Source organism: Olleya sp. Hel_I_94, assembly GCF_007827365.1.
In the GTDB taxonomy this organism is placed as follows: domain Bacteria; phylum Bacteroidota; class Bacteroidia; order Flavobacteriales; family Flavobacteriaceae; genus Olleya.
In genome coordinates this window covers 354,783-367,615 of record NZ_VISI01000002.1, presented here as the reverse complement: position 1 = coordinate 367,615, position 12,833 = coordinate 354,783, and the positions used below count along the sequence as shown (strand labels likewise).

Below are 12,833 nucleotides of genomic sequence, written 5' to 3'. Positions count from 1 at the left end.
TTATTGTAATAGTTTTGGTAAGTCTAACAGACTTTTAATTGTTTTATATTGCTTTGACTGATTAACATTTACGTCTACCTGCTCATGCAACCATGTGGTATGAAACGGTACATGTATAGCGCTTGCTTTAATATTAATTAATGGTAGTATGTCTGATTTTAAAGAATTACCTATCATTAAAAACTCTGAAGGTTTTATATCTAAATGGTTTAATAGCTTGGAATAGTTTGCTTCTTTTTTATCACTTAATACTTCAATGTGGTGAAAATAATCTAACAAACCTGACTTTTCAAGTTTACGTTCTTGATCCAGTAAATCGCCTTTTGTAGCGACTATTAATTTATACTTTTTGGACAGTTGTTGTAATACTTGCTCCACACCTTCTAAAAGTTCTACTTCTTTATTAATCATTGTTTTACCAATGTCTAAAATATTAGATATGGTTTGATTTGAGACTGTGTTATTGGATAACTCCAAAGCCATTTCGACCATTGATAACACAAAGCCTTTAACACCATAGCCATAAACTGGAAGATTTTTCATCTCCATTTTAAATAGCTCTTGGTCTATTTTATTAGCAGTTTCAAATGGGCTTAGTAATTTAGCAAACTCTAACTCTGCATCTCTAAAATAGGTTTCGTTAATCCACAAAGTATCATCAGCATCAAAACCAATGACCTTTATTTGACTGTAATCTATTTCCATAGTTTTTTAGCTCTTTCTAAATCTTCTGGAGTATCAATCTCCACACCTTGCACATTAGTTTCGACCATTTTAATACGTTTTCCGTATTCTAAATATCTAATACATTCAATTTTCTCTGAAGCTTCAAGGCTTAACATTGGTAAATTATAAAAATCTAATATGGCTTGTTTTCTAAAAGCATATACGCCTTTATGTTTGTAATAGTTAACAGATACAGTCTCGTCCCTTGGATAAGGTATTGGACTTCTAGAAAAGTATAATGCAAAATTATTTTGATCCACAATTACTTTTACTGTATTTGGGTTTTTAATTTCGTCCCAATCGGTAATATGTACCATTAATGATGCTAAATCAACTTGCTGTTCTTTGTCTTCTTTAAAAACTTGAATTAATTTTTTAAGCGATTCAACTTCAGTAAAAGGCTCGTCGCCTTGCACATTAATAACAATATCAATATCTAAATCCGCTACAGCTTCTGCAATGCGATCACTACCACACTCGTGCTCTTTTTGACTCATCATGACATGACCACCAATTTTAGAAATTTCGTCATAAATGATATCACTATCAGTCACTACGATAACGTCATCAAACAAATTTGTGTTTACTGTAGCTTCATAGGTACGCGTTATTACAGGTTTTCCGTTTAAATCTTTCATTAATTTACCTGGAAAACGCGACGCACTATATCGTGCAGGAATCATTGCTATTATTTTCATCTAAGAATTAAATTGGAGTATAAAAATATAATAATTTAATGGTCTTCTTCAAAAAAATCGTCTTTAAAACCTATTAAATACAATTTTTCTTTTGCTCTAGTAATTGCTGTATACAACCATCTTAAATAATCTTTATCTATTCCATTAGGCAAATAGGGTTGTTCTACAAAAACAGTATTCCATTGTCCACCTTGCGATTTATGGCATGTAATTGCATAAGAGAATTTAACTTGAAGTGCGTTAAAGTACTTATTGCCTTTAATTTTCATAAATTTTTTATAGTTACTACTTTCATCTTCATAGTCTTTTTGGACTTCTTGATACAATCTATTAGAGTCTTCATAGGGTAAAGATGGTGTTTCTGCTTCTATGGTATCTAACATCAAAACGGTTTCAAAAGGTATCATTTTAGGATAATCTACCATTCTAACTTTTACTTCTGCAAATCTAAAGCCATACAATTCTTTTATGCTAAAAATTTCAAGCACTTCAATAATATCACCATTTGCAATAAATCCTGCCTCAGAGGTTGGTTTTATCCAAAAATAATTATTCTTAACTGCCATTAAAAAATCTCCTGCAGACAACTCGTTTTCACTAAATAAAATACGACTGCGTATTTGTTGATTGTACAAATTAGCACGCTTGTTGCTTCTAACTATTATACTAGTTTCTTCGTACCCTAGATTACTATAGGAGTCATTTATAGCATCCATAATCTCATATCCATCCACTAACCTAACAATATCTTTAAAGGATTTTAAGTTAAATTTAAAACTATCGTAAAAACTTCCTGCAATGGTCTCTCTTAATAACGTAGCGTTTTCTAATATTCCCGAATCCTCGCCTTGTCGTACTACTTCATCTAGTTCCATTTTGGTAACTGACTTATTATAGTTTAAGCTCAACGTGTTTTCATCTAACGCTGGACTTAAATCTAATTTTACAGGTGGTAATTGGGCTGTATCACCAATAAGTAACAATTTACACCTATGTCCTTGATAAACATACTGCATTAAGTCGTCCAGAAGTGATCCGTTTTCAAAAAGTTTAGAATCGCTAGGCGAATCTGGTATCATTGACGCTTCATCAACAATAAAAATGGTGTCTTTATGCTTATTTGGTTGTAAAACAAATTTTACGCCACCACCTTTTTCCTTTTTAGGAAAATATATTTTTTTATGGATGGTAAACGCTTCTTTTTTAGAATAATTAGAGATAACTTTTGCTGCACGACCTGTTGGAGCCATTAACACAGCACTTTTTTTTGCTTGCCACAAATTGGCTACAATCGTACCAATAATGGTGGTTTTACCTGTACCTGCGTATCCTTTTAGCAAAAACACGCCATTTTCTCTTTCATTTAAAATAAACTCAGAAAGTTGTAAAAGTAAAATATCTTGTTTTGACGTCGGATTAAACGGAAAATGCTGTTTTATAAGGGAATAAAATTGCGAACTGGTCATTAAATAGTGTGGATTGAAAACTTTTTATCAAATATATAAATCATTTTTACCAACAATGGTTTTTACGAATAAAAAAAAATTGTAGATTTGTCACAGACCTTAATTAAATTTAATAAATCACTATGAAATTAGCACTTATTATAATTGGAGCAATCCTATTAACCATTTTAATTGTTTGGCTTATTGATAAATTTGTTCCAACAAAAGCAAAACCTTTTATTACTATTGCGCTTTGGGGCCTTATTATCTTTTTAGGATATTTAACTTTTAACTCTGTTTATGGTGAGATAAAATTTAATCAATTAAAAGAAAAAAGATACGCTTCAGCTATTAACCGTTTAATTGATATTAGAGATTCTCAATTAGCACACAGAACTGTAACTGGTAAGTTTACTAAAAGTTACGACTCTTTAATTAAATTTATCGAAAATGGTAAATTTACTATTATAGAAAGAAGAGACTCAAGTGTTGTTGATGAAGAAAGAACTAAAGCTTATGGTGGTGTAACATCTTATAAAGATATTGTTATCACTGATACTATTGGATTTGAATCTGTTAAAGAAAGATTATTTAAAGGATCAGACAGATATAAACAAATGATGAATGTTCCTGTAGGTAAAGATGGTACTAAGTTTACTATGGATGCTGGAGAAATTGAAGATGAAAATGGTAATAAAATTCCTGTTTTTGAAGCATTTGTTAAAAAAGACGATATCCTTTTTGATCAAGATAAAAATTTAGTTCTTAAAGAAAACCAAGTAATATCTGTTGAAGGTGTTAATGGTGATGCTTTACGTGTAGGATCTATGAGTTCTGCTAAAACAATTGGAAACTGGCCTAAAACTTATGGCTCAAACGAATAAGGAATATAATCATTTAACCAACCTAGAACTGTCCATTCAAATTAGTTTGAGTGGACTTTCTTTTTGTGTTTTAAACCCAGATACTAAAACCATTATCGAGTTAAAATCTCAGGTCTTTAGTATAAAAAAAACACCAACAGAACTTCTAGACGCAGTAATACACCTTTTTAATACAGAAGAAATTTTAAATCAAAACTTCTCCTCTATTAACATAATCCATGTTAATGATTGGTCCACCTTAGTACCAAAAGCATTGTTTAAAGAAGATTATTTAGCAGATTATTTAAAATTTAATACCAAGATTTTAAAAACTGACTTTATTACTTTTGACGAGATTATTACCAATGAAAGTATTAATATTTATGTTCCGTTTACTAATATAAACAACTATATATTTGATAAATATGGTAGTTTTACATACAAGCACTTCTCTACTATACTAATAGAACAATTATTAGTTAAAGAAAAGCATTCTAGCGACACTAAAGTTTACGTAAATATAGATACTAATAACTTTGAAATAATAGCTATTAAAGAAGGTGGATTACTACTTTATAACACCTTTGAATATCATACAAAAGAAGATTACATTTATTACCTTTTATTTACTTTAGAACAATTACAGCTTAATCCAGAAACGCTACAATTAGTTTTACTAGGATTAATTAATAAAGAAGATGATGTATATAACATCACTTATAAATACATCCGAAACGTATCTTTTGGAAACAGAATGGATACCTATAATTTTACAAAGACACCAACAACAAATTACTCATATTTCACCTTACTAAAAAGCTTATAATGCGCATTGTATCAGGACAATTTAAAGGACGAAGAATTACAGCACCTAAAAAGCTACCTGTAAGGCCTACAACAGATATGGCTAAGGAAGCTTTGTTTAATATACTTAATAATCAATTTTATTTTGATGATGTTTCTGTATTAGACTTATTTGCAGGAACAGGTAACATAAGTTATGAGTTTGCTTCTAGAGGTACACAAGAAATTTTGTGTGTAGATCAAGATTATGGCTGTATAAAATTTATTAATGAAACTGCTGAAAGTTTTGAAATGGATATACAAACCATTAAAAGCGATGTTTTTAAGTTTTTAGAAAAAACAAAACAGCAACATACAATCATTTTTGCAGATCCACCATACGACTTTACAGAAGAAGCCTTTTCTAAAATACCAGAGCTTGTATTTGAAAATAACCTTTTAGAGTCTGAAGGATTATTAATAATAGAGCATTCCAAGCATACAGACTTATCAAACTTAAAGCAGTTTGTACGTTCCAAAAGTTATGGCGGAAATGTATTTAGCTTTTTTGAGAATGAAGCGTCAGACGAAGAAGAATAAACAAAAAAACCATCTATAATAGATGGTTTTTTTTTATAAATAAGTAAATCTATAAGCCGGATTTTGTACTCCCTAAAGAGCCCTTATCATTTATCTGAGCTTGTTGTTACCAACACGCTTTAGCTACCTACCCTCTAACAATCGCGCGTGCACGCTCAAACGTTAGTATACATGGTATTGCACCTCATAGAGTTTACCTGGTTTCACTACAGCATGACCTGTACATACTTTCTGTTGCACTTTTCCTCACCTTTCGATGGATGGCTGTTAGCCACTATGATTACACTATGGTGTCCGGACTTTCCTCTTTAAAATAAATTTAAAGCGATAAGGCGATTTACTGCTGCAAAATTACAACAAACTAAACATTTTTAAAGCTAGAAACTTCAAATACTTTTAACCATTACCTGTATTTTAAATTTGTTGATAACTATAAATAAAATCAAGGCTAAGACTTCCTAATTAACCTGCTATTTTTTAAATTTGTTGTTCAATAATTAGTCATGGAGCATTTTGTAGTATCAGCAAGAAAATACAGACCACAAACCTTTAAGGATGTTGTAGGTCAAACTGCTATTACTAATACTTTACTTAATGCTATTGAAAATAATCATTTAGCACAAGCGCTACTTTTTACAGGACCAAGAGGTGTTGGAAAAACAAGTTGTGCACGTATTTTGGCTAAAATGATTAATAGTGATGGTAACGAAACAGGTGAAGAAGACTATGCATTTAATATTTTTGAATTAGATGCTGCCTCAAACAACTCGGTAGACGATATCAGAAACTTAACAGACCAAGTTAGGATTCCGCCACAAGTTGGAAAATATAAAGTCTATATTATTGACGAGGTCCACATGTTATCTCAAGCTGCTTTTAATGCTTTTTTAAAAACATTAGAAGAGCCACCAAAACATTGTATTTTTATTTTAGCAACTACAGAAAAACATAAAATTATACCAACGATACTATCTCGTTGTCAAATTTTTGATTTCAAACGTATAACTGTTAAGGATGCTAAAAATTATTTAAAATACATCGCTGAAGAGCAAGGTATAAATGCTGAAGATGATGCTTTACATATTATCGCTCAAAAAGCGGATGGAGCTATGCGTGATGCTTTATCTATTTTTGATAGAGTTGTAAGTTTTTCTGGTAAAGACCTGACACGACAATCGGTTACAGAAAATTTAAATGTTTTAGACTACGAAACCTATTTTGAAAGTACAGATTACATCTTAGAAAACAAAATTCCAGAACTATTAATCCAATTTAATAAAACGCTGGCAAAAGGTTTTGATGGACATCACTACATAGCAGGTTTAGCCTCTCACTTTAGAGATTTACTAGTTTGCAAAAACCCAACAACTATTGAGTTACTTGAAGTTGGAGATGATACTAAAAATAAATATTTAGAGCAATCTAAAAAAGCAGAACAAGACTTTTTAATAAAAGGTATTAATCTAGCTAATGACTGCGACTTAAAATATAAAAGCAGTAAAAACCAACGACTGTTGGTTGAACTAACACTAATGCAACTTGCCTCTATCACTTTTGATGGAGAAAAAAAAAATAGCAGTCGGTTCATAATACCACCTTCATACTTTAAAAAAATAGGAATTAAACCTATTAAGGTTGTAAAACCGGTTCATGTTGAAAATACATCTGTATCTCAACAAAACAATACAAAAGTTAATCCTGAATTACAAAAGCAAGCAGAACCAACCAAACCTAAAATTGTCTTGGAAAATGGTATTGCTTCTAGTAAAAAAAGAACTTCAGGTTTATCCTTAAAAAGTATTAGAGCTAAAAAAGAACATCAAATAAAACAATTAGATGTTGTAGTTGATGAGGAAAATTTACCAAGAGAACCTTTTAATCAAGATGAATTAACTGAAGTTTGGAATGCTTTTGTACATCAAATAGAAAAAGAAGGTAAATTTAATTTAGCCTCTATCCTATCCATTGATAAACCAACGTTGGCAGAAGACGGATTTTCAATTAAATTGACGTTTCCAAACGCTACAAATAAAGTTGAAGTCGAAAGACAATCCTTTGACTTGATGTCCTATTTAAGAAAAAACTTAAAAAACTACGACATTGCTTTGGATATAACCGTTAATGAAGAGTTGGATACTAAATACGCTTATACACCTATTGAAAAATATGAAAAGCTTAAAGAAAAAAACCCTAACTTAGAGCTGCTACGTACAACTTTTGACTTAGATGTTTAATCATGAATAAATTAGCAGTAATATTACTTGTTGTAATTGTCGCATTTTTAAGTTGTGATGGACGTGATCGTGTTAAAAAATCTAAGACACAATTACTTACTGAAAGTAACATGCTACAATCTTTTAAGACACAAGCAACTTTTTTCCCAGAAGCGTATACAGAATCCACCACTGATACCATTTTAAGTAATGGCTTTAGGGTTAAAATTAAAAATTATACAGATATGGATCATTCTGTATTGGGTTATACCTCAGAAAACGTCATAAAGTCTAAACACTATTTCAGAGAAGTAATTTCAGAAATTGAAGTTTTTAAAAATGATAAAATTATTTTCAAAAATAATATTAATGAACAATTTTTATTAGAAAATAGTATGGGCTACGTTAATACTGAAATTTATGTTGACCAATTAAAATCTTTACAAACTAACACTTTACATTTAATTGCTTCCCAATGCATACCAAACACTAAGGATTGTAATACTTACAGCATAGCAATTAATACACTTGGCGATTATACCATAGAAAGAAAGAGTTAACAACTAACAAAATTATGCTAGGACTAAAATTACCAACCGATCCAAGATGGGTTAATATAGTAGAAAAAAACATTGAAGACATTTTAACGGATCATGCATATTGCGAACAAAAAGCAACGAGTACTGCTATCTCATTAATTGTTAGTTTTCCGGAATATACAGAATTAGTACAAGAAATGGTAGCTTTAGTTAAAGAAGAGATTAGCCATTTTAAAATGGTCCATGATTTAATACTTAAAAACGGATGGGTTTTAGGTCGTGACCGCAAAGATGACTATGTTTTACAACTGATAACCTTTTTTCCTAAAGGAGGAAGTAGAACAACACAATTAGTCCACAGGTTACTTTATGCTGCTTTAATAGAAGCCAGAAGTTGTGAACGCTTTAGATTGTTATCTGAAGAATTGGAAGATAAAACTTTAGCAGAATTTTACCGAAAATTAATGGTAAGTGAAGCTAATCACTATACTATGTTTTTAGGTTTTGCGAGACAATATGGAGACCGCAAAGAAGTCGATAAAAAGTGGAATGATTTACTAGAATATGAAGCTGAAATCATGGTTAATTTAAGTAAAAAAGAAACCATACATGGTTAAACTAGAGCTATAAAAAAAAGCCAATTCTAATAGAATTGGCTTTTTTTTTATAGTAAATATAGTTTTTAGAATTTTACTCCTAAACCTATTTGAATATTTGTATTTTTTGCTTCTAAATCAATAACGTTATCATCAATAACATTTGTTAATCCATAAGAATATCTGAAGTCAATAAAAAACTCGTCAGAAATCATATACTCTAATCCTCCTAAAGCAGAAAAACCTAAATTTTGTAATCCATCCTCATAAGAATGACCTTTTAAACTAGCTTGAGGACCTACACCTATTGCTAATTTATTACCTATCTTATATTTAAAAAATAATGGTACTTGAATGTAGTTAATACGTAATTCTTGATCTTTTGCTCCTTCGGCAGAAAACTGAATTTCTGGTGCAAAAGAAAAAGAGTCAGAAAGACTATACTCTCCAAAAAATCCGATAAAAAATCCATTTCTATGTGCATTTTCTACACCTGTTGGTACTTCAGGATCAAAATCTAAATTAGAAATATTGTATCCAGCTCTTACACCATACAAAGCGTCTTGAGAAAATCCGTAAAAAGAAGCTAATACAAACGTTAATAGTAAAATAGTTTTTTTCATATTTTGAAAAATTTAGTTGGTTTTTTTGAGTTAAGTTTTGTAAAAGTAAATATAATTTTTTTTTAAGTAATAGAAAGTAATAAATAGATAAAGTGTATTATTTTAACTTTGTATGGCTAGAAACGGTATCATTATACATACTTTTTATGATTCCGTCTGCCAAACCTATTTTTGGTACATAAATATCTTTTGCTCCACTCCACTTCATGGCAGACAAATATATACGTGTAGCAGGAATAATAACGTCTGCTCTATCTTGATTTAAATCTAATATAGAGATACGCTCTTCATATGAATACGTTTGTAACATATTGTAGTAAGACGTCAAATAAAAGTAAGACAACGGTTTGCCCATAGCTTTTCCAGACACTTTAAATATTTTATTAATGTTACCACCAGAACCAATAACCTCAATTTTATCATAAGTTGTGGTTTGTTGCTTTATCCATTGTTCTAACTCAATCCAAGCTTCCTTTTTAACCATATCATTAAGTAGTCTAACAGTACCTATCTTAAATGATTTAGAGGCTATTTTTTCACCTTTGACAATCACAGAAAATTCAGTGCTACCACCTCCTACATCTACATATAAATAGTTTTTATTTACATCAATATACGATTGTAAATCTGTAGCTGCTATAATAGCTGCTTCTTCTTCACCTTCAATAATATCAATCTGAATTCCTGTTTTTTTCTTAATTAATTTTGCAACATCTTTACCATTATTTGCTTCACGCATTGCAGAAGTTGCACACGCTTTATATTTTACTACACCATGGGTTTCCATAAGTAATTTAAAAGCTTGCATGGTTTGTAGCATACGATGTACATTGTTTTCCGATATTTCTTCATTTATAAAAACATCTGCACCTAAACGCACTGGAACCCTTACTAACGAACTTTTTTTAAATCTTGTATCACTACCTTTTTCTTCAACAATATTAGATATTAATAATCTAACAGCATTGGATCCAATGTCTATAGCTGCGTATTTTTGGATTTTAAGCATCTAATTTATTTTTTAAATAATTGTAAGCTTCAAATTGACTTCTGTACTGTGGTTTATCGTTACGCTTGTAGGTATTGTTTTGTGCTTTATTTAATATCCGAGCTTTAACATTATCATTCCAACAAATATGAAACGTATCAATCAATTCTTCTTTTATATCTTTATCATAAATAGGACAGCTTACTTCTACCCTGTTCTCGATATTTCTGGTCATAAAATCTGCAGAAGAGATATAAACCAAAGGGTTGTTATTATTGCAAAAAACGTAAAGTCTTGTGTGCTCTAAAAATTTATCGACTATACTTATTACTTCTATGTTTTCACTTATACCTTTTACGCCTGGCACTAAACAACAAATTCCACGAACTATCATTTGTATTTTAACTCCTGCTTGACTTGCTTCGTATAGTTTATCTATCATTGGATAGTTAGATATACTATTCATTTTAAGTTTTATATAACCAGGTTTACCTTCTTTAACATTATTAATCTCTCTATCTATAAGATTAAAAAACTTATTTTTTGTGTAATGAGGTGATGTAATTATATGTTTAAATCTGTAAATTTTATAATTAACTTCAAAAAAGTTAAACACTTTATTGACGTCTTTAAGTATTCTTTGGTTAGCAGTAAATAAAGTATAGTCTGTATATATTTTGGCTGTAGACTCGTTAAAGTTACCAGTGCTTATAAAACCATATCGCTTTATTTTTTTGTCCTCTTCCCTTTCAATAATACACATTTTACTATGCACTTTAAGACCTTGTACTCCAAATATTAATTGTACACCTTCACGCTGCATTTGTTCCGCGTAAGCGATATTAGCTTCTTCGTCAAAACGTGCTTGAATCTCCATAGAGACCATTACTTTTTTACCGTTTTTGGCAGCATTTATTAAGGAACTGGCTACATGAGAAATTTGAGCTAATCTGTAAATAGTAATCTTAATAGCTTTAACCTGAGGATCTAAAGCTGCTTCTCTTAAAAATTTTACTACGTATGAAAACGTATGATAAGGTGCGTATTGTAAATAGTCTTTTTTAGCAATCGTTTCAAAAATACTACCTTCTAGACTTAAACCTTTTACTGGTAATGGGACTATTTTATCGTACAATAAGTTGGTACGTCCTAAGCTAGGAAAGTCCATATAATCTCTACGATTATGGTAACGACCTCCTGGAATAATACTATCTGTATTATCAATACCCATTTTGTCCATTAAAAAGTCTAAAGTTTTTTTATCAATGGTTTTATCGTAGACAAATCGTACTGGCTCACCTTCTTGTCTTTCTTTTACACCATCACTGATTTTTTCCATATAACTTTTAGTTAAATCACTATCCAAATCTAATTCGGCATCTCTAGTGATTTTAATCATATGAGCAGTAATTTTGTTATACTCGAAGATGTTAAAAATATCGTTTAAAAATAGTCTAAGTAAATCATCTAACATGATTATATTATCAGTATCGCCAACTTTTGGCAACACGATAAATCGATCCATATTTTTAGATATTTCTATTAAAGCGTATTGATTTTCTCCATCTTTTAAATGCATATTTACCGCTAGATAAGCTGCACTATCTTTAAGATTAGGTAACTTGATTTCGGTATTTAAAACAATGGTAACAAGAGCTGGGCTAACTTTTTCTAAAAAGTACTTTCTAAGATATTGCTTTTGAGCTTTTGTGATTTTAGATTCTCTTAAAATGAAAATATTCTCTGCTTCTAACTTTTTTTGAATATCACTTAAAATCTTTAAACTTTCGGTTTGATGCTTTATAACTATGTTGGTAATAATCTCCAACAACTCAGAAGCTTTTATTCCACCAAGCTGGCTTTTACCAGCTCTACCAGCGTAATCGATACGTTTAACGGTTGCGTATCTAACCTTGAAAAATTCGTCTAGATTATTAGAAAAAATTCCTAAAAAACGAAGTCTTTCAATCAAAGGTACAGACTCGTCAGCAGCTTCTTGTAAAACACGATGGTTAAATTGTAGCCAACTTAACTCTCTGTTTATGTATTTATTATCAATAATATGGTTAGTCATTTACAGCAAAATTTACTACAAATATATCTAATTAGATTGTCTATTTTAAATGTTTTGGGAAGACAATTTTTGTAGTGTTACCATTTTTTATGTTTTTCCATGAATTTTGATCAAATTCTATTTGCACAAAACCTGAGGTTGTAACGTTGTCAATACTTGTATTACCTAGAGAATTACATAAATTTGTCAAGGCATGATTATGCCCAAAAATCATCAAAACATTAACGTTATCATTACAGTTAGTTATGACCTCTAAAACTGAGTCTCCAGAAAAATCATAAAGTGCATTTTTTTGCTGAAATTGTATGTTTTTTAAATCCAAAACATCGACGAAAAGCAATGCTGTTAATTTTGCTCTGTTTGCTGTGCTACTTAAAATTAAGTTAGGCTTTATGAAATTAGTTTTTAAGTGATTAGCAACCAAATTAGCATCTTTAACACCTCTTTTTTTTAATGGCCTATCGTGATCTGACACATTAAATTTCCAAGAAGATTTGGCATGTCTAATAAATTGTATAATTTTACTCATGACTATCGTTTAAGTGCTTTAATATTCGTTTATTGTTTTTTAAAATACCATTTATCGGTTTTATAGGTGCTATAACATATTTATTTGATTTGATGTGTAAATCGTGCTTCTTTTGTTATGCTATTAATTAATTTTGATCCCTGAATATAGAGTAAA

General features: G+C 30.3%; 13 protein-coding genes and 1 other RNA gene. 6 read left to right on the top strand and 8 right to left on the bottom strand.

The window, feature by feature from the left end:
• The 3 genes from JM82_RS04610 to JM82_RS04600 are packed head-to-tail and all read right to left on the bottom strand — an operon-like array spanning position 1 to position 2,890.
• Entirely contained in the window at positions 1-705 is a 705-nt protein-coding gene (locus JM82_RS04610; protein WP_145001568.1) for an HAD family hydrolase, read from the bottom strand.
• Positions 696-1,424, bottom strand: coding sequence for a 3-deoxy-manno-octulosonate cytidylyltransferase (gene kdsB, locus JM82_RS04605; protein WP_145001567.1), 729 nt, complete (start codon positions 1,422-1,424; stop codon positions 696-698). The genes JM82_RS04610 and kdsB overlap by 10 nt, the downstream gene beginning before the upstream one ends.
• Positions 1,425-1,459: 35 nt before the next feature.
• A complete protein-coding gene (locus JM82_RS04600; RefSeq protein WP_145001566.1) occupies positions 1,460-2,890 on the bottom strand; it encodes an ATP-dependent RecD-like DNA helicase in 1,431 nt (476 codons plus the stop codon).
• A gap of 122 nt (positions 2,891-3,012) precedes the next feature.
• Here JM82_RS04600 and JM82_RS04595 point away from each other — a divergent pair, with 122 nt between their 5' ends.
• The 3 genes from JM82_RS04595 to rsmD are packed head-to-tail and all read left to right on the top strand — an operon-like array spanning position 3,013 to position 5,115.
• Positions 3,013-3,753 carry a hypothetical protein gene (locus JM82_RS04595; RefSeq protein ID WP_261375307.1) on the top strand — a complete coding sequence of 247 codons (741 nt, stop codon included), beginning with the start codon at positions 3,013-3,015 and terminating at the stop codon, positions 3,751-3,753.
• Complete coding sequence (locus JM82_RS04590; RefSeq protein WP_145001565.1) at positions 3,737-4,558, top strand: DUF3822 family protein; 822 nt, start codon at positions 3,737-3,739, stop codon at positions 4,556-4,558. The genes JM82_RS04595 and JM82_RS04590 overlap by 17 nt, the downstream gene beginning before the upstream one ends.
• Entirely contained in the window at positions 4,558-5,115 is a 558-nt protein-coding gene (gene rsmD / locus JM82_RS04585; protein ID WP_145001564.1) for a 16S rRNA (guanine(966)-N(2))-methyltransferase RsmD, read from the top strand. The genes JM82_RS04590 and rsmD overlap by 1 nt, the downstream gene beginning before the upstream one ends.
• A 36-nt stretch (positions 5,116-5,151) precedes the next feature.
• Here the strand turns inward: rsmD and rnpB are convergent.
• An RNA gene (gene rnpB / locus JM82_RS04580) (RNase P RNA component class A) lies at positions 5,152-5,459 on the bottom strand.
• A gap of 159 nt (positions 5,460-5,618) precedes the next feature.
• Between rnpB and dnaX the strand changes: the two genes are divergently transcribed.
• The 3 genes from dnaX to JM82_RS04565 are packed head-to-tail and all read left to right on the top strand — an operon-like array spanning position 5,619 to position 8,484.
• Positions 5,619-7,349 carry a DNA polymerase III subunit gamma/tau gene (dnaX, locus tag JM82_RS04575; RefSeq protein WP_145001563.1) on the top strand — a complete coding sequence of 577 codons (1,731 nt, stop codon included), beginning with the start codon at positions 5,619-5,621 and terminating at the stop codon, positions 7,347-7,349.
• Between the two features lie 2 nt (positions 7,350-7,351).
• The gene (locus JM82_RS04570; RefSeq protein ID WP_145001562.1) at positions 7,352-7,888 is read left to right on the top strand and encodes a hypothetical protein; all 537 of its coding nucleotides are present in this window, start codon (positions 7,352-7,354) and stop codon (positions 7,886-7,888) included.
• A gap of 14 nt (positions 7,889-7,902) precedes the next feature.
• Positions 7,903-8,484 carry a tRNA-(ms[2]io[6]A)-hydroxylase gene (locus JM82_RS04565; protein WP_145001561.1) on the top strand — a complete coding sequence of 194 codons (582 nt, stop codon included), beginning with the start codon at positions 7,903-7,905 and terminating at the stop codon, positions 8,482-8,484.
• 65 nt (positions 8,485-8,549) lie between these two features.
• On the opposite strand, the gene JM82_RS04560 is transcribed toward JM82_RS04565, so the two are convergent.
• The 4 genes from JM82_RS04560 to JM82_RS04545 all read right to left on the bottom strand — a co-directional run bounded on the left by JM82_RS04560 (position 8,550) and on the right by JM82_RS04545 (position 12,677).
• Positions 8,550-9,086 (bottom strand): porin family protein, encoded by a 537-nt coding sequence (locus JM82_RS04560; protein WP_145001560.1) that lies wholly within the window; start codon positions 9,084-9,086, stop codon positions 8,550-8,552.
• Positions 9,087-9,183: 97 nt separating this feature from the next.
• Positions 9,184-10,095 carry a Ppx/GppA phosphatase family protein gene (locus JM82_RS04555; protein WP_145001559.1) on the bottom strand — a complete coding sequence of 304 codons (912 nt, stop codon included), beginning with the start codon at positions 10,093-10,095 and terminating at the stop codon, positions 9,184-9,186.
• A complete protein-coding gene (gene ppk1, locus JM82_RS04550) occupies positions 10,088-12,148 on the bottom strand; it encodes a polyphosphate kinase 1 (RefSeq protein ID WP_145001558.1) in 2,061 nt (686 codons plus the stop codon). Before ppk1 ends, JM82_RS04555 begins: the two co-directional genes overlap by 8 nt.
• A gap of 40 nt (positions 12,149-12,188) precedes the next feature.
• Positions 12,189-12,677, bottom strand: a complete 489-nt coding sequence (locus JM82_RS04545) for a SixA phosphatase family protein (protein ID WP_145001557.1) — start codon at positions 12,675-12,677, stop codon at positions 12,189-12,191.
• Between the last annotated feature and the right edge of the window lie 156 nt (positions 12,678-12,833).